Raw genomic sequence first — 18,502 nt, 5'->3', positions numbered from 1 at the left:
GCGAGTGCAAAACTCAATGCGTTGGCGACCATGAAATTGAACAAAGAAAGTAAGTAGAACAAAAATGCCGCGTAAATTGGTTTTTCTCATACTCTTTCTGGTCGCGATTGTTGGAGCAATGTTTCTTTTGGCCTCTCTGGATGTCGAGCAAAATTTGCAACCGGTTGAAAAGCCGGTTTTGGGAGAGGGATTAAGTTAAGCGATGCGCACGCGTTGGAAACATATTTCGCTAGGAACTGTAGGTATCGCGGCGCTCGCGATGTCCTTGCCGGTATTGGGTCAAAGCGCACCGGAATCCTTGTTGCCGCCAGGATTTGGCGAGGCTCCTACACCGACGCCGACACCAGCTCCGGCTCCGGCTCCAACACCGGCTCCAGCGGCTACACCCTCGCCAAGTCCGACGCCTGCTCCGGTTGCCGGGCCAGCGCCCAGCCGCCCATCGATATCCTCCAGTGACTCCACTACAGGAAGTTCCAGTGCGGGTAGCGAGGTTTCAACTGGACCATCTTCGTCATTGTTGAATTTGGATGAAGATAGCGATCTGAGTGAATTGGATGATGCGCTGCAACCGCAATATTATCTGGCGCCCGGTGTACGCCGTTCGATGGCGCAAATCGGCGTGTTGACGGAAAATTCTGGGGGAATTGCGACCGATGGATTTGGTCAAGAAGGCGGGCAATATTTAACCAATCTAATAAAAAATCTGCGTGGTCCGATTATTTCGCGATGGGGTTCTATCCTTTTGCGCCGAACCTTGCTGAGCAAAGTGGATAGTCCTGATAATGTCAATCCCGCCGATTGGACGGCGGAACGTGCCTGGCGTCTTTTGCTGATGGGTGAGGCGGATGCTGCCCGTGCGCTTGTTTTGAAAGTCGACGCCGGAAACTTTACTCCACGATTGTATACTGTCGCCATGCAGGCTCATTTGGCGACCGCTGATCCGGCAGGAATCTGCGCTTATGTCGAGGGTGGTGTAAGGGCCAGTGATTCACCAACTTGGGTGATGTTTCGTCCGATTTGTGCTTCTTTTTCAGGCGAGCAAAGCCGGGCAACATCCTTGCTGCGCCAAGCGAGACGATCGAAAACAGCAACCGGTATCGACTATCTCCTCACCGAGAAAACCGTCGGAGCCGGATTTGAAGGAAGACGCGCCGTTTCGATCAAGTGGGATGATATTCAATATTTCAACAATTGGCGGTTTGGCCTTGGGGCTGCGACGGGGGTTGAGCCGCCGGACCGATTATATGAGCAGGCCGGACGCCATGTCCAAGGTTGGCGCGCACGGGCGCCGATGTTGCCAAGGGCATCACGTATGAAGGCGTCCAATACCGCAGCGGCTATTGGTGTCTTATCGAACAAGGCATTGGTAGATCTCTACGCGGCAACTTATGATGATCCCGAAGCCAGTGATGATCTCAAAGCACAGGCTTCGACATTGCGACAAGCCTATACGGGATCGACTGCTTCGCGTCGAATAGAAGCCATGCAGACATTGTGGAATCGGTCAGCCGGTTCATTATCCTCTTATTCTGCTAAAATTTTAACCGCTCGTGCGGCAGCTAGAATTCCAGCGTCAGCGGAATTGCAGGACCGGAGTGGCGATTTAATTGGTTCGATGCTTTCTGCGGGATTGGATCGCAATGCTGCCCGCTGGGCCAACCAAGTCGAAGCCGGCAGTGATGGCTGGGCATTATTGGCGGTCGGCGCGCCCAATCCAGTGGTCGTTGTTGATGCGTCTACCTTGGATGAATTTACTGATAATGACGACAGTGCAGACCAATTGAAAAGCCAATTTCTATTGGCTGCATTGGCTGGTTTGGGCCGGGTTGACGCAGAAGCACTCCAAAATTTTTCCCAAGATCTGGAGTTGGATCTTAACAAGACCAGCCAGTGGACCGGTGCCATAAGGTCCGCGGCGCAACGCGGGCAGGGTGGCACGGTCGCGCTCCTGGCGGCGGTGGGTATGCAGGGGCGTGATTGGAATGCAATGTCTCCATTGCATTTGTTTTATGTTACCCGATCCTTGGCAAGAGTGGGCATGGAGGCTGAAGCGCGGATGATTGCGGCAGAGGCGCTTACACGAACTTAGCCGCCGCTTGTAACAGCAGGCGCCCAGGGCTTTCCAATTTCTCTTGCTCGCGTTATCGTCGGACAATTATGAGCACAGATGCCATCTATATTGACCGGTTTTTGGAGATGATGGCGGCTGAAAGTGGTGCTTCTCACAATACATTATCAGCATATCGATCCGACCTTGAACAGGCCTCGGATAGTGCAAAGGGTTCGCTTTGGAATAGTGATCGGGCTGATTTGCAAAAAATCATTCGAGGGTGGAATGATTTAAAAAATAGCAGCGTGTCGAGAAAATCCTCATCGCTGCGACGGTTTTTTGGATTTTTGGTCGAAGAAGGCTTTTGCCGGGATGATCCGTCAGATGCATTGCCGCGACCAGCGGGACAGCGCACCTTACCAAAGATTTTGTCTCATGATGAAATCGCTCGATTATTTGAAACAATAGAGGGTAAATTAACCACGCCAAAGCCAAAGGCAAATGATGTTCGGTTATCCGCTTTGATCGAGCTGCTCTATGGTTCCGGGCTAAGAGCGAGCGAACTGGTTTCCTTACCGCGAAAATCTGCGATGATCGATCGCCCTTTTTTGATCGTTCGCGGTAAAGGTGGGAAAGAACGATTGGTCCCGATTTCCGAACGCGCGCGCCAAGCGATCAAGCGTTGGATTTCATGTCTTGATGGCGAACAAAAATATCTTTTTCCATCGCGCACCGGGCACCTTAGTCGCATTCGCTTGTTTCAAATCATCAAGGAATTGGCGATAAAAGCGGATATCAATCCAACGAAAATCAGCCCGCATGTTCTGCGGCATGCTTTTGCGACCCATTTGTTGGAAGGCGGAGCGGATCTGCGTGCGCTACAGACTTTATTGGGACATAGCGACATTAGCACTACCCAAATTTACACCCATGTCGACAGCGCTAGATTGGTTGAGTTGGTCAACAGCCGTCATCCGCTTAGTCGACATGATCTGACGCGTTGACGTTTTTGTCTGGTGGTTCTAACCGAATAGCATGACATCCTTTCTAGACTTTGAAAAACCCATCGCAGCCCTGGAATCGCGGATTATCGAGCTTAGAGAAACCGCCGATGAAGGGTCGTTAGACATTGAATCCGAAATTGCCAAATTGCAGGCGAAATCCGCTAAACTGCTGCGAGATACCTATTCCAATCTGACTCCATGGCAAAAAACGCAAGTTGCCCGCCATCCGGAACGTCCCCATTTCAAGGATTTCATCGCGGGACTATTTGACGAGTTTATGCCGTTGGGCGGTGACCGTAATTTTGGCGATGATCAAGCGATATTGGGCGGATTTGCCAAAATTGGCGATATGCGATTGGTGGTGATCGGTCATGAAAAAGGCGATGATACTGAAAGCCGCTTGCGTCATAATTTTGGCATGGGCAAACCCGAGGGCTATCGTAAAGCCATACGTCTAATGGATTTGGCGGATCGGTTTTCGCTCCCGGTATTGACGTTGGTAGATACTTCCGGCGCCTTTCCAGGAGTGTCTGCGGAAGAACGAGGGCAAGCAGAGGCCATTGCCCGTTCAACGGAAAAATGCCTGTCATTGGGCGTTCCAATGGTAGCGGTTATCGTTGGTGAAGGTGGATCTGGCGGTGCTGTAGCCCTGGCGGCGGCTGAGCGGGTTTTGATGCTAGAGCACGCCGTTTATTCTGTGATTTCGCCGGAAGGCTGCGCGTCGATTTTATGGCGTACGGGAGACAAGGCAGATATGGCCGCTGATGCTATGAAGATCACCGCGCAAAATCTAAAAAAACTTGGTGTTATAGACCGTATTGTCAAAGAACCGATCGGCGGCGCCCATCGCGACCGCAATCTGTCCATTGCAACATTAGGCAAGGCGATTGCTGAAGAATTTGAAACATTGCAAAAAATGGAACGGCAAGAACTGCGCTCCCTACGACGGGAGAAATTCCTGAAAATAGGTGAGATTTAGGACTTTCAATATGCAAAACCCTAGCTTTTCTCTGTCTAACCGAGGCTAAGCTACGCTATTTTACAATCCCGACCCTTTCGTTGGTCTCTCCTCTTCTATAGATTATGGCTCAAGGAGAGTCTGATGAGAACCATATCCAAAAAATTACTATCCACGGTCGGAATTTTGACTTTGGCGGCTTGTGGCGGCTCTGATGCCGATGCGGGAGCAGTTGAATCCGCGGGCAGCAAAGCTTCCGATCAAAAAGGTGAAGTGCGGTCGATATCCGCGAGCGATAAACGCAAAGGAGCTGAAGCGCATCCACAGTTGCTCAACGAATTTGGCGGCGCTTACACAGGACCGCAAAGCGCATATGTGGTGCGAATTGGACAAGATATCGCAGTGCAATCAGGTCTGGGTAATGCCCGAAGCGACTTTACTGTCACGCTATTGAACAGCCCGGTCAACAATGCTTTCGCGATTCCTGGTGGTTATGTCTATTTGACTCGTCAACTTATGGCCTTGATGAACGATGAAGCCGAAATGGCTGGTGTGCTAGGTCATGAAGTTGGTCATGTCGCTGCCCGCCACGGCGAAAAAAGACAAAAAGCCGCCAAGCGGAATAGTATTTTAGGGGTATTGGGACAAATTGGTGCCGCCGTACTTCTGGGAGATTCTGCGCTAGGTAAGCTAGGGCAGGAGGTGTTTGGGACAGGCAGTCAGTTACTGACTTTGCGATATTCAAGAAAACAGGAATATGAAGCCGATGATTTGGGTATCCAATATCTCGCTTCTGCAGGATATGCTCCGGATGCATTGTCGACAATGCTGGAGTCTTTAGCTGCACAATCGGCTATTGATGCCCGTGTGGCTGGCCGTGATGCGCGCGGAGTTCCAGAGTGGGCGAGTACTCATCCCAACCCAGTGCAACGTGTATCTCGAGCGGCCAAAAATGCTGGAAAATTAGGGGTGACAAGCGGTAAACGCAATCGCAGTGCCTTTTTGCAAAATCTGGACGGAGTGCTTTATGGTGACGATCCCAAACAGGGTGTTATCGAAGGAAATAGCTTTTTACACCCAGATTTGAAGTTGAAATTCACCGTTCCGAATGGCTTTTCCATGCAAAATGGAGCCAGAGCGGTCTCGATTAATGGATCAAGTGGGCAAGGTCAGTTTACGACGGGTTCCTATAATGGAAATATGACCACTTACATCGCGTCTGCGTTCAAGGCGTTATCGGGTAAAGGGCAGGAAATTTCTTATGGAGAGATCCAGCGCACCACTGTTAATGGAATTCCAGCATCCTATGCATCGGGCCGAGTTACCAGTGGCAATCAGCGCGTTGATGTGACGATATTTGCCTATGAATTTTCAAAAAGCAGTGCTTTTCATTTTGCCACGCTGGCGCCGGCTGGTCGAGGCGGTGTGTTTAGCGCGATGTATCAGAGCATAGAAAGGCTCTCGCGCAACGAAGCGGCTGCGATCAAGCCTCGAAAAATAGATGTTGTGACTGTTCGCAGCGGCGACACGATTGATAGCATTTCGAAAAAAATGGCATATACAAGTTACCAAAGAGACAGGTTCCTGGTGTTGAACCGTTTGCGTGCCAATGATGGTCTGCGAGCGGGACAAAAAGTCAAGATCGTAACCTATTAGTCTTTCCGATTTTTGGCAGACACAAAAAAAGACGGCAGCCTTTTCAGGCTGCCGTCCCAAATTTCTAAATTAATCCGAAGATTAACCAGCCATTTCGCTTTCAACTTCGTTGAAGGTGTTGCTGAGGGTGTTACCCAGCTGACCCATAGCAACGATAGCTGCAACAGCGATCAAAGCAGCAATCAAACCATATTCAATAGCCGTTGCGCCTTCTTCATTCTTAAACATTTTACGTACGAGTTTCATGTCTGGTCTCCTATATTTGACAAACTTCACTTACCCAATCAATCCGCATGAAGCGGGCCGATAATATTCACAGTAATTCAGAAAACTTTATAAATGTTTAATGACTTACGGCTTTTTATGAACTTTCGGTTACTTCATCAGCAACCGTATTCCACATGTTCACGGTTGAATTTGCCACGCCACTAATCGCCACAATTGCGGTGATTGCGATAAGTGCCAAAATCAAACCATATTCAACAGCCGTCGCCCCCTGTTCCGAGCGATATAATTTTTTCAATAAATGCATTATATCCCTCTCAACACATTTGAAGTTCTGCTAAGTTGCGAACGAGCCGTGTTTCACAGAAAGGGATTAACAAAATCCTTACATCACAAAAAAAAGTGGAAAATAAACCGACATATCTGTTTGTCGTCGCTGCGGCATTGCGCAATCAAAGCGAGAAAATCCTTGTACAACAGCGGCCTTCGGGGAAGCCCATGGCCGGTCTTTGGGAATTTCCGGGTGGAAAGGTTGAAGCTGGAGAATCGCCGGAAGAAGCCCTTGTTCGTGAACTCGAAGAGGAGTTGGGCGTGAAGGTGGAGCCCTCGAAACTGCGTCCAGCGGCATTTGCCAGCGAGCCGCTGGGCGAAAAACATCTCTTGTTGCTATTGTATACGTGTCGCGATTGGACAGGCGAGGCCCAGAATCTCGAATCGGCGGACATGAAGTGGTTGCCGCTGTCAGCATTGCAGCATCTCGAAATGCCGCCAGCTGATGTTCCCTTGGTGGCTCAGCTCATAGCTGCTGGATGAAAGGACCAGGAACTATTCTGGTTTGTTTAATGCATCTTTCAAAGACATTTGACCGCTTCCGCGGCGAGCCGGTGCGGGTTGATCAGGATGCGGTGCCCAGCCGCACAGATAGATGAGTTCGATTATTTCGGTAGTCTTGCCATCCGGTGTTGCATGGGCCTTAAATTGATTTTTCGCCTCATTATATATGTTGCGAGAAATGGGTTGAATTTGAGCTTTGAGCACATTTCCGCTGCCTATATCCCGCAAATCGCTGATGAGCTTGTCAAATTCCCCATAACGCAAGCGCAATGTGTCACTGTCAATTACCGGAAGTGCAAATCCTGTGCGCGACATAAGATCGCCTGCGGTTCGAATATCGATTTGTGGGTGAATGTGAGATGCGATGCGATCGCCTTCCGCCATCATCAAATTCGCTTTCAGCATGGTCAAACTCTCTGCGCCCATAAAACCAGCGAGAAACAAGCCATCCGGTATGAGAATCCGCCGCATTAACGCAAGAGCGCCTGGAAGATCGTTCACACTATCTAAGGTTCCAATATTGATAATGAGATCAAAACTGCCATCGGCAAAGGGTAAGCGGTCTTCATCACATTGCACACCGCCTTGGGTATGATTGGAGCGATAGCCAGCTTCGGCACAAAAGCTGTTAATACCTAATGTATCGAGCGCTGGCCGCAGACTATGGGCTGCTTGACCGATCAAAAGGCATGTTTTGAATTCGCGCTTTACCAGGGAAAGGCGATCGAGAATTTCTTCGGCCATAATATGTCCGACAAAATCCTGACCCTGGGATCGCTGAAAAGCACGATCACGGAAATGGCGCCGTCTGTCGCGATCAAATATATCCGATGGGCCGTTATTGTCATCCATAGGGCCTTGTGCCCATCCGGTGAGGGAGCGACAAGAACTAATGGGCTTTTTCTCGGATATGATCCGACCAATTATTGATTTTGCGCTCCCTCCGAGATGTCCGATTTGCGGGATTATTGTCGAATCGGATCATCGATTTTGTTTGTCCTGTTGGGATGATCTGGATTTCTTAACGGAGCCATGGTGCGCCGGTTGCGGACGACCCTTTGCCTTTGAACAGGAGGATGATGCCTTGTGCATCTCTTGTTTACAGGAACGTCAGATACATGACGGCGTTCGTGCTGTGGTTGCGTATGATGAGCACAGCAGCATTCTGCCAATGCGGCTCAAATATGGCGGCAGATTGGGATTGGCTGACCTTATAGCAGCGCATTTGATGCGTTTTGTTCCCGGGCTACCAGATAATACTCTTATCATGCCTGTGCCGCTTCACCGTTGGCGGTTGTGGTCGCGCGGGTTTAATCAATCGGTATTAATTGCTCGGTCTTTGGAGAAACAGTCGGGTTTTGACATGGATTGCGCTTCGTTACTGCGCCGTCATGCGACTCCTGTGTTGCGCTCTATGTCCGCAAAGCAGCGTGAGAAGGTCGTAAAAAATGTATTTGCAATTGCTGCAGATCGTCGCTCTACAATTGAGGGAAGAACGGTAATTCTGGTTGATGATGTCTATACAACAGGAGCGACTGCCGGTGCTTGTAGCCGCCTTTTAAGAGAGTGTGGTGCCGATAGGATATTAATTTTCTGTTGGGCGCGCGTATTGAAGGGGCAGGCAGACAGTTGAAATACAAGCGTAAAAGTACCATCTTCGATTTGATACAAAGTGATTGGAAAGCTCTTATGGCAAAAGTTGAAATTTATACGAAGTTCACCTGCGGATTTTGTTTCCGAGCCAAGGGTTTGCTGAAGAGCAAGAATGTCGAGTTTGAAGAAACAGATATTTCCATGGGTGGCCCCAAACGCGCTGAAATGATTGAACGCGCTGGCGGACGCACAACGGTTCCACAGATTTTTATCAATGGTCAGCATATTGGTGGCTCCGATGACCTTGCATCTTTGGAAGATGCCGGGAAATTGGACGGCTTGCTGGCAGGCTGAGTCCTAATGCGGATCGCCGTCGCGCAGATGTGCAGTGGCATTTCGCCCATAGATAACGCGCGCGTGTTGCAGAACTATATTGGCGATGCTGCGGCGCAAAAGGCCGAAATTTTATTCACTCCGGAAATGACGGGACTCGTCGATCGGGATCGCGCACGGGCGATGGCCCATATTTATCCTGAATCCGAAGACCCGGTTCTGGCGGCGGCTTGTGCTGCGGCGAAACACGCTCAAATCTGGGTGGCATTAGGTTCTTTGGCGATTCAACCGATAGAATCGGGGTCAGAAAAGTCCGTTAATCGGTCCTTTCTGATCAATCCTGTGGGCGATATCGTTGCCCGCTATGACAAAATCCATCTTTTTGATGTCGATCTCGATTCAGGAGAAAGTTGGAGAGAATCGTCAGCCTATCAAGGCGGCACTCAAGCTGTGACTGCTCGATTTGGCGAAACTGTTTTGGGCTTGTCAGTTTGCTATGATCTTCGGTTTCCTGCCCTATATGCCGGATTGACCAATGCGGGCGCCGAGATACTGGCGATACCAGCTGCATTTACGGTGCCAACAGGCAAAGCCCATTGGGAGATTTTGTTACGCGCACGCGCAATTGAGGCGGGTGTTTTTGTTGTTGCTGCTGCCCAATGTGGCGCCCATGAAGATGGGCGTAAAACATACGGCCATTCCTTGATTGTGGATCCATGGGGGCAAGTGTTGCTGGACATGGATACAGAAATTGGCGTAGCAGTTTGCGACATTAATCTGCAGGAGGTCGCAAAGACCCGTCGCCGTATTCCTGCGATTGCCAACCGGCGAACATTCGCATTACCAAAGGATTTCGGGTGATAGTTTTTGATCTTATTTGCCGCGATGGTGGGCATCAATTTGAAGGATGGTTTGGATCCTCGTCCGATTATGAAAGCCAGCAAGCCGCCGGGCTGATCGATTGCCCAACATGTGGCTGCACGGCTGTCGACAAGGCGGTGATGGCTCCAAATGTTGCGATGAAAGCCAACCAACGCAATCAAACGCCAGTGGTTTCGGGTGAAGCAAACGATGGCTTGTCTGCTCCCGCTGAAAAGGTAAAGCCGGCAGCAAAAGCCGTCGCGGTTCCTGCTGAATATCAAGAATTGGTGACCAAACTTGCCAAAGCGCAAGCGAAAATGCTGGAAAAATCAGAATGGGTGGGCGGTAATTTTCCTGAGAAAGCGCGTGCTATCCATTATGGAGAAGAAAACGATACACCGATACATGGGACGGCATCGGAAGATGATGTCGCGGAACTGGAGGATGAAGGGATTGATGTCATGCCGCTTCCACTTCCTGTAACGCCGCCTGATGCTCAAAATTGAAGCTGGTTAGTCTGATCGGTAGTGGTTACAGAAATTCGAGGCGCCCGTAGCTCAGGTGGATAGAGCATCAGATTCCTAATCTGGGGGCCACAGGTTCGAATCCTGTCGGGCGCACCACTATTATAATCTTCGGGATTGAGGATCTTTTATGATCCGGCTGAGCTATAGATCGAAATCCATGCGCGACATGATTTCAACGGTCTTGTTTTCAAACACACCGTCGCCCAATTCTGCTTTTTTTTCCGCCAGTATTTTGTCGCGCTGCTGTAGCATTTCTATGATTGGGTCGTGAAACACGCCAACCGCAGCGGTCAGCCAATCATTGACCAGCGAATCCCCTGGTGCCTTGTTCATGGAGAATAGTTTGAGCCGAGAAGCAATCGCTTCCGCGGGCATGAAATATTCATATGTGACCCAATAGTTGGTTGTGAACCAACTGAGCGGCATACCATCCAGTCCGAAACTGAGTGCGCCGAAATGCACAACGCCTTGGGTGGGTTTGCCATTTGGCAATTTTTTGGGTGGTTCATGGAGCGCCTGGACACCCTTAAACACGTCCAGCGGCAGGAACATGTGAAAATGGCCATGCTCGCCTTCTTCACGCTCCTCGGGTTTATGCGCATGGTAAAACCAGCGAGACTTGTTGCCGGGAGCAACGCAGTCGCCCTTAGGATAGTGTTGATACTGAACGAAAGGGGCGTCTGCCGGTACCACTCTGGGTACTAGCGAGACGCCCTCTTTAGCTATCTGGCCCGTAAGCTCAAACAGCCTTTCTAATGCATTTGTCAATGCGCTGTACTGATATTACTCAGTAGCGGCACATGCAGCACATGCAGCGGCACATGCGGCACAACCAGCGGCTTCAGCAGCACAACCAGCGGCGCATGCAGCAGCTTCTGCAGCACAACCAGCAGCACAACCAGCGGCACATGCAGCACAACCAGCGGCGCATGCAGCACAACCAGCGGCACATGCAGCAGCACATGCGGCACAACCAGCGGCACATGCGGCATCTTCTGCAGCAGCAGCAGCATCTTCAGCTTGCTCAGCACATGCTGAAAGAGCAGGAACTGCAAGAGCAAGGCCGCCGGCTACTGCCAGCATTTTGCGGAAACTTGTTTCGTTAGACATTTAAATATCCCCTTTGGAATGAACTAGACTTTCCCCTCTATCTGCAAAGATATGGGCATGGCAAGTCTATTTCTACGATATCCTGAAAAATGGCTGAAATTGTACATTTATTAGGCAGTGAAATAGTTAATTGCCCAATTTTCAAGCGCTGATTCGCTCCGATTCTCTGCCTATTTTTCGACCCCACGGATTTTACCCCATTGTCGGGCTACCGTATATCCCAGATATCCGGTGCCAAATAAGGCGTAAAGTGGCTCCGGAATCCCCGCCAAATAAGCATTCATCCCATGCGCGATATTGACGGCTGCTTCAGGCCGGATCGCGGGGATTAATCCCATGGGCAGCGACCAAAGCAACAAGATATACATGACGTATAAAAAGCTTGGACGAGCACGCGATGTCCACGGATCTTTGGAGGCTGCCTCGGCGATGATCGCAGACAATTGAATCTGGACCATTTCCAAATCCTGATTGCTTTCCAGTTTCAAGAGTTCGAGCTTGGCTTGATCTCTTGCGTGTTTGTCCGGGATTATTTTGTCTATTATCTGGGAAATAGGCGCGATTAGATTGGCAAGTAGTGACATCATTCATCCTTGTTCTGGAAGTTGGAGATTTAAATTGGCACCATTACGCAATGCGGTTGGCGAGCCAGCCATAGAGAAAGGCTTCGTTGCGTGGTCGTGTTTCGGTTAGGGTGATATATCGCTCGCCTTGCAATGCATCGACCGCCTTTCGCAAAACGGCTTCGCCATTGGTGCCGCGCTTGCGAAGAAATTGCTGTAACGCGGCGATAGTCTGAGTCCCGATTTTCCGGTCGGTCGCAAGGTCGTGAAAATCGGCACCATTGCGATTCAAGGCGTTTAGGGCGCGTTGTAAAAATCCGGTGGCGACAGCAGGCCCCATGTTGACGCCGGTATCAAATAATTCGGCGGCCAGTGAAGGCGCATGTTCGGCAATCTTATCAAAGCCAGGCCGCAACCAATATTGAATACGATAGATTGCGACAGCATCACGATAGGGGAAATGTCGCATATCACCTCGGTAGCCGTGACGTTGGGCAACGGCTTGAGTTACGCCCCAACGTGTTGGACCGCCCCGGTCCGCGGAATGATGGGAATAACCCCCTTCTTTGGCGATAACGTCGCCAATCAGTTTTTCTATAATCATTATTCTGGCCTTTTACTTGTGAGCAGAGAGACTCAGAAATAACCTATTTGGTTATATGTAGGAAAGAGCCCACCGTTTCATTGGAATTTAATTGACTGATTAATCTCAATGTTGCCTATTCTGTGCCAGAACAGGATCACGATTCGAAAGCGATCCAGGAACGTTGAGCTAAAATTGGGAGCGGATAGGTTGAACTTTGATTTTTCTGACGATCAGAAATTCTTGCGTGATGAAGCGCGTAAATTTCTAGAAGCACAATGCACGAGTGCACATGTCCGTGCCGTGCTTGATGATGATTCAATCAGCCACAATGATGAGCTGTGGCAAAAAATTGTTGAAATGGGCTGGCTTGGTGCTGCAATTCCCGAAGAATTTGGCGGCCTGGGATTAGGAATGCTCGAATTGTGTGTGATTGCGGAAGAATTGGGGCGCGTTTTGGCTCCGGTGCCGTTCGGATCTTCCGCCTTCTTTTTTGCCGAAACCATTAAACTGGCAGGCACTGAGGAGCAAAAAGCGAAATGGCTCCCCAAAATTGCCGATGGCTCGATTGTGGGTTGCCTTGCCACAACTGAAGGACCAGGCGCGCTTTCCGCATCTTCGGTACAAGCGACTGCAAAAGATGGTCAAGTCAATGGCACCAAAGTTCCGGTGACCGACGGTGATATTGCAACACACGCGGCGGTATTGGCAAAAGAAGGCAGCGGTACAGGCTTATATATTGTTGATCTCAATCAAGAGAATGTGAAACGCAAATCGCTCAAAACGATAGAACCGACCCGGAGCCACGCTGAGATAGTCTTTTCTGGTGCAAAAGCCGAACGATTGGGAGATGAGGTTGGCAATGGGATGGTTGCGCTTGATCAAATCATGAACCGCGGCGCCGTGTTATTGGCGTTTGAACAATTGGGCGGCGCTTCACGCTGTCTGGAAATGGCTACTGATTATGCCAAAGAGCGCCAGGCTTTTGGACGACCCATTGGTGGAAATCAGGCTATAAAGCATAAGTTGGCGGATATTTATGTGAAAAATGAAGTGGCGCGGTCCAATGCCTATTACGGCGCTTGGGCGCTGTCGACCGATGCAGCTGAATTGCCAGAAGCTGCAGCTGCCGCTCGGGTTGCCGCTTCTGAAGCATTTTGGTTTGCCAGTAAGGAAAATATTCAAACGCACGGCGGCATGGGCTTTACCTGGGAAGTGGATTGTCATCTCTATTATCGCCGTGCCAAGTTACTCGCTGTTCAGGCTGGCAGCCCAGCGGTTTGGAAAGAGAAACTTGTTTCGGCCCTAGAAGCAAAAAACGCTGCATAATCAATCTCCGCGAAGGACTAAAAAATGGATTTTACCGACTCAACCGAAGAAGCTGCATTCCGGGCAGAAGCCAATGCCTTTTTGAGCCAACATCTCCAGCCTAAAAAAGGGGCGGCGATACGAACTGGAAATTATCTCCAGCGTGCAAAGGCTTGGCAAAAAGTCAAAGCCGAGAACCGTTTTGCGCAAATTACCTGGCCCAAGGAAATTGGTGGGCGCGGGGGTTCGCCGATGCAACAAGTCATCTGGAATCAGGAAGAGAGCAAATTTGATGCGCCAACCGGCCCTTTTGCGATCGGCTTGGGCATGTGCGTTCCAACGGTCATCGCATTTGGATCGGATGAGCACAAACAGCGCTATGTGCAAAAAGCCCTTTTTGGCGATGAGATTTGGTGTCAGCTCTTTTCTGAGCCGGCAGCGGGATCAGATGTCGCAGGCCTCAAAACGAAAGCCGTAAAAGACGGTGATGATTGGGTCATAAACGGCCAAAAAGTTTGGACATCTGGCGCCCATTATTCAGATTATGGCATTGTTCTGGTGCGGACGGACCCGGATGTACCCAAGCATAAAGGTCTGACGATGTTCATCGTCGATATGAAGCAAGAAGGCGTTGAGATTAGGCCGATCCATCAAGCATCGGGCGGCAGTGAGTTTAACGAAGTGTATTTTACCGATGTTCGTATTGCCGATTCCGATCGGTTAGGCGAACCTGGCATGGGCTGGAAAGTCGCTTTGGTTACTTTGATGAATGAACGTCTGGCCGTTGGTGGTTCCCCCGGACCGGACTGGGCTGAAATCATGGACTATGCACGGTCTTCGGGATCCATGAGTGATGCAGCATTTCGCGCTAAGCTAGCGGATTGGTATGTCGCCGCTCAAGGTTACAAGCTCACGAAATTCAGGACGCAAACAGCCTTGTCAAAGGGCGAAACACCTGGGCCAGAAAATTCAATTGGCAAGGTCATCAACGCTAATCATTTGCAGGATATTTGCAATAGCGCGATCGAAATGCAGGACCATTACGGCATTATTTCTGACAAAGACCATGCACCGGCAGATGCAATTTTCCAGGAAAGTTTCATGTGGGCGCCTGGACTTCGTATCGCTGGCGGGACTGATGAGATTCTGAAAAATATTATTGCAGAACGGGTCTTGGGTCTCCCGCAGGATGTGCGGGTAGACAAGGATAAGCCTTTTTCGGCCTTCTAAAGTCAGCGTTAGGCAGCGATAAGGTCGCGTATTTCTGCCGCTAGGCTGTAGGATTTTTCGCGCGCCGCTTGATCGAAAATTGAGCCGCAAACAATCAGCTCATCAGCCTCAGTGCGGCCTAAAAATGTGCGAACACCATTTAAGACCGCATCCGGTGACCCAACGGTGCTGCCTTGCATGATATGCGCTAGCATTGCCTGCGCCTGAGGCGGGAGGCTCTCGCGATAGCCTTCTATTGGCGGCGGCAATTTTCCAGGATTACCGGTGCGCAGGGCCACGAAGCTCTGCATCATCGACGTTGCCAAAAATTCGGCTTCGGCATCACTGTCGGCGGCAAAGATATTAAAACCGCACATGGCATAAGGTTGAGACAATTGAGCCGACGGTTTGAAGTCGCGACGGTAAATAGCCAGCGCTTCATCCAAAGCATCTGGCGCAAAATGGGAGGCAAACGCATAGGGCAGGCCCAAGGCGGCCGCCAGTTGCGCACCAAACAGGCTGCTGCCTAAAATGTAGAGCGGGATTTTCGCTCCGGCCCCGGGCGTGGCTTGAATGCCTAAGGCTTCGTCGCCTTCTAGCAAGGCTTGTAATTCGACCACGTCTCGGGGAAATTGATTGGGATCGGTGTTGAGATTTCGCCGCATCGCTTGAGCTACTCGTTGATCAGAGCCTGGTGCGCGGCCAAGCCCCAAATCAATGCGATCAGGAAAGAGCGCTTCTAAAGTCCCAAACTGTTCCGCAATGACCATCGGGGCGTGATTGGGCAGCATGATACCGCCCGCACCAATGCGAATGGAACTTGTGCCCGCGCCAATATGCGCCAAGGCAACAGATGTTGCGGCGCTTGCAATGCCGGCCATTCCATGATGTTCGGCCATCCAAAATCGTTCAAAGCCTAATGCTTCGCCATGTTGGGCCAGAGCAAGTGATCGGTCGAGGGCAATTTTGACATCGGCTCCTTGGGGAACCGGTGAAAGGTCAAGTATCGAAAATTTTATCGCCTTGCTCATCATCTACCTTTTTTGTCCAAGCTGGCCGGCTATTTTTATCGCATATCCAGAAGGAACTTTTTGAAAGCCTAAAGTGGGTAATATAAGTGTCCATGCTTGTGCTTTGCGGTTTAGAAGCAAACGCGCTGTATAGAAACCATTGGCTTCCAGCTTCATCGTCAATTCTTCCATGCCAGATCCGCTGATGAGCGGCAGAACCAATACCCCATCGTCGCATTGCGCATTGCCCAATAAACCTTGTTTAAGATCGAGTCCGGGAATATTTGCATCCAGCGACAAGCGAACCTTACCGCTGGCAGATTGACAACGGCCGTTGCTAAAAGCCACGCTGACATTGTCCAACGCAATGATTGAAGCGGGCAGGGGTGCCAGTGTTTCACCCACATTTAATTTTGTCGTGGCATTTTCAACCAGCAAGTTTTGTCCTTGCTTGCCAATAGTTGCTGTCAGTCCGTCGTCTCGGTTTTTGGCCGGGCGTTCCAAGTCCATTTTTATTTTCCCGCCAAATAGTGGAGCCAATTGCAGGCCGGCATCCACATCGCCTAGCGCAAAAGGACCAACTTGTACCTGCTCCATATGACCATTCCAGATACTGCCGCTAATATCCCGTGCGGAGAAACGGGAATCGTTCAAACCAGACAGGCTAATGGCCAATTTCAGCGGCATGAAAACCAGCGCTAAGATGATCAACCCCAAAATTACGAGTAGGTAAGTCAAAGCGCGGGGAACCTGTCTGCCACGGGTCATGATTCAGGCGTAAATTTATGGAAATATTCAAATATCTCGTCTTCTTCGCGGCTGGCGGCGTTACGCCAAGTCGGAGCGGTGTCGCGGTTAAGCAGAGCACCGCTCGAAGACAGGATGAGAACTGTCGGCGTGCCAACAATTTTTTCAATTCCAAAGCGCTGAGCGATGGCGATATTGCGGTCACGATGACCGACATCGACATAGACTAGTTCATATTGGGATTTCAGCATGTTTGCAAAGCGCGGCGTTTCAAACCATCCAGCTAGGCCACGACTATCATGGCACCAGTTTGCACCCATGACGAGCAAAACTCGTTTATCGGATAGCATAGCTCGTGCGAGTGCCGCATCGACATTTTCTGCAGCGCTGGCTTTCTTATCATAAGGTTTGGCTTCGGGATGTTTCTCCCCAGTTGGCGCTGCCGCATCCGCGGTTGGGGCAAGAGGTACCGACAGGCACAAAATCAGAGATGTAACGAAAAGCTTAAACATATCAGCCTTCTGCCTGCGCGATTAATTTGGGCAAGTTACCCATAGCTGCCATAGCATTGGCGCGAAATTGTTCCAGCACTGCTTGTTTTTCCTGATCATCTGGAGCGACGCTCGCAAACATTTTTCCAAAACCATCCAGTCGGCTTTGTGTCACCCATTTTTGGACAGTTTTATTTTGAGACCACTGAAACTGATTCATCATGTTGACCATTGTGGCGGCAGGATATTGTTCGATTCCATCAGGAAGAGGGACGGGTCTGCCAAGGTTGTTCTTGGTTTCGTCGTCGTCATATGTGACTTCCAAAAATGCCGATAATGCAGCGCTAAACGGTGGCTGCGGAACGCGGATCATTTGTAACGTGATCAAATTATCTTGAAATTGCGGGATTGGCGGACGTCGCTCAACGGCAGTAGCGGTGCAATCTATGTAAAGTGATTTTGCTGAAATTGGGACATCTCCCTCTTCCAATTGCATTCCCTCATCATCAAGAGAACGAACATGCCCCATTCGGATGACGCTTTTGATTTGACGCAAAAGATCAACTTCATTTTGCGATATCGTAGCATAGTGAAACATGCTGGGTTTGGCATTGGGATCAATTCGCAGCATCACACCGCAGGCTTCGAGTTTCAAAAACAGATCTTCGGCTGTTTCCGCTTCGGCCAAAGCGCCCATTAAATCTTTTTGACCTCCAATTGTTTGGTGAAAAAACTCAGCGCCAGGTTGCGTGTTGTTGCGATTGATAAGCCAGCTATCGCGGGGACATACCCAAACGATATCCTCTGGCCTGGCACCGGACCGAAGCAACCAAATTCCAACATCCATAGCGGTTTTGCCAGCACCCAAAATGACAAATTTTTCAGGCCGTGAACCTTCTGACTGCCACAACTTTGGCAGGCTATTGGGCGGGATCATGGTGACGGTGTCAGCAACGTCAAATTTCGGTTTATGCGTGGCAGGAACGGTCGTGCCATAATAAGTTGCATCAACAATCTTCTTGCGCACTTGGATCTTAGTTTCTGAACCGGAGAGCAACGAGACAAATTTTCCGTCGCCGACATAGTCGGACATGGGATGATAGCTGACGCGTCCGCTGGGTAGAAAACGTTTCTCCATCACTTTTTCAAAATAGCTGTTTACCTCGGCACCGGTCGCCAATTCATAATAGCCTTTATTGGGACCGGTTTCATCTATTTGACCGCTGCCCAACTCCATCGAGTTTACGCCATAAAAAGCAGAGGGCTGATGAAGGGCGACAAAAGGATAAGCATCATTCCAATGGCCACCGGGTTTCCCGTGCCGATCGACAATGGTGATATGCGCATCACTTTCATCCAGCAATGTATCAGCAAATGCCATACCGACCGCACCGCTACCCACGATCAGATAATCTGTTTCGGCCTGCGCCATTTGTAAGT

At 50.1% G+C, this 18,502-nt stretch carries 23 protein-coding genes and 1 tRNA gene; 13 read left to right on the top strand and 11 right to left on the bottom strand.

Annotated elements, in window-relative coordinates; translation table 11 throughout:
• The first annotated feature begins 64 nt into the window (after positions 1 to 64).
• The 5 genes from ABJU74_RS15540 (at position 65) to ABJU74_RS15520 (ending at position 5,668) form a co-directional block, all read left to right on the top strand.
• Positions 65 to 199 (top strand): hypothetical protein, encoded by a 135-nt coding sequence (locus ABJU74_RS15540; RefSeq protein ID WP_348385255.1) that lies wholly within the window; start codon positions 65 to 67, stop codon positions 197 to 199.
• A gap of 3 nt (positions 200 to 202) precedes the next feature.
• Complete coding sequence (locus ABJU74_RS15535) at positions 203 to 2,089, top strand: hypothetical protein (RefSeq protein WP_348385256.1); 1,887 nt, start codon at positions 203 to 205, stop codon at positions 2,087 to 2,089.
• Between the two features lie 68 nt (positions 2,090 to 2,157).
• Positions 2,158 to 3,054 (top strand): tyrosine recombinase, encoded by an 897-nt coding sequence (locus ABJU74_RS15530; protein WP_348385257.1) that lies wholly within the window; start codon positions 2,158 to 2,160, stop codon positions 3,052 to 3,054.
• Between the two features lie 31 nt (positions 3,055 to 3,085).
• Positions 3,086 to 4,033: an acetyl-CoA carboxylase carboxyltransferase subunit alpha gene (locus ABJU74_RS15525; RefSeq protein WP_348385258.1), complete on the top strand. Its 948-nt coding sequence runs from the start codon at positions 3,086 to 3,088 to the stop codon at positions 4,031 to 4,033.
• 123 nt (positions 4,034 to 4,156) lie between these two features.
• Complete coding sequence (locus tag ABJU74_RS15520) at positions 4,157 to 5,668, top strand: M48 family metalloprotease (RefSeq protein WP_348385259.1); 1,512 nt, start codon at positions 4,157 to 4,159, stop codon at positions 5,666 to 5,668.
• Positions 5,669 to 5,749: 81 nt separating this feature from the next.
• Here the strand turns inward: ABJU74_RS15520 and ABJU74_RS15515 are convergent, their stop codons facing one another.
• Positions 5,750 to 5,914 carry a Flp family type IVb pilin gene (locus ABJU74_RS15515; RefSeq protein WP_108810835.1) on the bottom strand — a complete coding sequence of 55 codons (165 nt, stop codon included), beginning with the start codon at positions 5,912 to 5,914 and terminating at the stop codon, positions 5,750 to 5,752.
• 115 nt (positions 5,915 to 6,029) lie between these two features.
• Positions 6,030 to 6,200, bottom strand: coding sequence for a Flp family type IVb pilin (locus ABJU74_RS15510; protein ID WP_348385260.1), 171 nt, complete (start codon positions 6,198 to 6,200; stop codon positions 6,030 to 6,032).
• 95 nt (positions 6,201 to 6,295) lie between these two features.
• Here ABJU74_RS15510 and ABJU74_RS15505 point away from each other — a divergent pair, with 95 nt between their 5' ends.
• Positions 6,296 to 6,706: a (deoxy)nucleoside triphosphate pyrophosphohydrolase gene (locus tag ABJU74_RS15505; protein ID WP_348385261.1), complete on the top strand. Its 411-nt coding sequence runs from the start codon at positions 6,296 to 6,298 to the stop codon at positions 6,704 to 6,706.
• Between the two features lie 12 nt (positions 6,707 to 6,718).
• Here ABJU74_RS15505 and ABJU74_RS15500 read toward each other — a convergent pair whose 3' ends face one another.
• Positions 6,719 to 7,579, bottom strand: a complete 861-nt coding sequence (locus ABJU74_RS15500; RefSeq protein WP_348385262.1) for a class I SAM-dependent methyltransferase — start codon at positions 7,577 to 7,579, stop codon at positions 6,719 to 6,721.
• A 40-nt stretch (positions 7,580 to 7,619) separates the two neighbouring features.
• On the opposite strand from ABJU74_RS15500, the gene ABJU74_RS15495 reads away from it, so the two are divergent.
• From ABJU74_RS15495 to ABJU74_RS15475, 5 genes are all read left to right on the top strand, one after another.
• Positions 7,620 to 8,360, top strand: a complete 741-nt coding sequence (locus ABJU74_RS15495) for a ComF family protein (protein WP_348385263.1) — start codon at positions 7,620 to 7,622, stop codon at positions 8,358 to 8,360.
• A gap of 56 nt (positions 8,361 to 8,416) precedes the next feature.
• On the top strand, positions 8,417 to 8,674 hold the full coding sequence (gene grxC, locus ABJU74_RS15490) for a glutaredoxin 3 (protein ID WP_348385264.1): 258 nt from the start codon (positions 8,417 to 8,419) through the stop codon (positions 8,672 to 8,674).
• 6 nt (positions 8,675 to 8,680) lie between these two features.
• Positions 8,681 to 9,514: a carbon-nitrogen hydrolase family protein gene (locus ABJU74_RS15485; protein ID WP_348385265.1), complete on the top strand. Its 834-nt coding sequence runs from the start codon at positions 8,681 to 8,683 to the stop codon at positions 9,512 to 9,514.
• Positions 9,511 to 10,020, top strand: a complete 510-nt coding sequence (locus ABJU74_RS15480; RefSeq protein ID WP_348385266.1) for a DUF1178 family protein — start codon at positions 9,511 to 9,513, stop codon at positions 10,018 to 10,020. Before ABJU74_RS15485 ends, ABJU74_RS15480 begins: the two co-directional genes overlap by 4 nt.
• Positions 10,021 to 10,060: 40 nt before the next feature.
• Positions 10,061 to 10,137: transfer RNA gene (locus ABJU74_RS15475), tRNA-Arg, on the top strand.
• A gap of 45 nt (positions 10,138 to 10,182) precedes the next feature.
• Here the strand turns inward: ABJU74_RS15475 and ABJU74_RS15470 are convergent.
• The 4 genes from ABJU74_RS15470 to ABJU74_RS15455 all read right to left on the bottom strand — a co-directional run bounded on the left by ABJU74_RS15470 (position 10,183) and on the right by ABJU74_RS15455 (position 12,318).
• Positions 10,183 to 10,809 carry a hypothetical protein gene (locus ABJU74_RS15470; protein ID WP_348385267.1) on the bottom strand — a complete coding sequence of 209 codons (627 nt, stop codon included), beginning with the start codon at positions 10,807 to 10,809 and terminating at the stop codon, positions 10,183 to 10,185.
• On the bottom strand, positions 10,806 to 11,096 hold the full coding sequence (locus ABJU74_RS15465; RefSeq protein WP_348385268.1) for a hypothetical protein: 291 nt from the start codon (positions 11,094 to 11,096) through the stop codon (positions 10,806 to 10,808). The genes ABJU74_RS15470 and ABJU74_RS15465 overlap by 4 nt, the downstream gene beginning before the upstream one ends.
• A 225-nt stretch (positions 11,097 to 11,321) precedes the next feature.
• On the bottom strand, positions 11,322 to 11,735 hold the full coding sequence (locus ABJU74_RS15460) for a holin family protein (protein WP_348385610.1): 414 nt from the start codon (positions 11,733 to 11,735) through the stop codon (positions 11,322 to 11,324).
• 43 nt (positions 11,736 to 11,778) lie between these two features.
• Complete coding sequence (locus tag ABJU74_RS15455; RefSeq protein ID WP_348385269.1) at positions 11,779 to 12,318, bottom strand: glycosyl hydrolase 108 family protein; 540 nt, start codon at positions 12,316 to 12,318, stop codon at positions 11,779 to 11,781.
• 189 nt (positions 12,319 to 12,507) lie between these two features.
• On the opposite strand from ABJU74_RS15455, the gene ABJU74_RS15450 reads away from it, so the two are divergent.
• Positions 12,508 to 13,626: an acyl-CoA dehydrogenase family protein gene (locus tag ABJU74_RS15450; RefSeq protein ID WP_348385270.1), complete on the top strand. Its 1,119-nt coding sequence runs from the start codon at positions 12,508 to 12,510 to the stop codon at positions 13,624 to 13,626.
• Positions 13,627 to 13,650: 24 nt separating this feature from the next.
• A complete protein-coding gene (locus tag ABJU74_RS15445; RefSeq protein WP_348385271.1) occupies positions 13,651 to 14,835 on the top strand; it encodes an acyl-CoA dehydrogenase family protein in 1,185 nt (394 codons plus the stop codon).
• An 8-nt stretch (positions 14,836 to 14,843) separates the two neighbouring features.
• Here ABJU74_RS15445 and ABJU74_RS15440 read toward each other — a convergent pair whose 3' ends face one another.
• The 4 genes from ABJU74_RS15440 to ABJU74_RS15425 are packed head-to-tail and all read right to left on the bottom strand — an operon-like array spanning position 14,844 to position 18,494.
• Positions 14,844 to 15,845 (bottom strand): LLM class flavin-dependent oxidoreductase, encoded by a 1,002-nt coding sequence (locus tag ABJU74_RS15440; protein ID WP_348385611.1) that lies wholly within the window; start codon positions 15,843 to 15,845, stop codon positions 14,844 to 14,846.
• Between the two features lie 3 nt (positions 15,846 to 15,848).
• A complete protein-coding gene (gene gspN, locus ABJU74_RS15435; RefSeq protein WP_348385272.1) occupies positions 15,849 to 16,592 on the bottom strand; it encodes a type II secretion system protein N in 744 nt (247 codons plus the stop codon).
• On the bottom strand, positions 16,589 to 17,083 hold the full coding sequence (locus ABJU74_RS15430) for a thioredoxin family protein (protein WP_348385273.1): 495 nt from the start codon (positions 17,081 to 17,083) through the stop codon (positions 16,589 to 16,591). Before ABJU74_RS15430 ends, gspN begins: the two co-directional genes overlap by 4 nt.
• Before the next feature lies 1 nt (position 17,084).
• Positions 17,085 to 18,494 (bottom strand): NAD(P)-binding protein, encoded by a 1,410-nt coding sequence (locus ABJU74_RS15425; RefSeq protein WP_348385274.1) that lies wholly within the window; start codon positions 18,492 to 18,494, stop codon positions 17,085 to 17,087.
• Between the last annotated feature and the right edge of the window lie 8 nt (positions 18,495 to 18,502).

This window comes from Parasphingorhabdus sp. (assembly GCF_039982415.1).
GTDB lineage: Bacteria > Pseudomonadota > Alphaproteobacteria > Sphingomonadales > Sphingomonadaceae > Parasphingorhabdus.
This window is presented reverse-complemented; position numbering and strand designations above follow the sequence as displayed.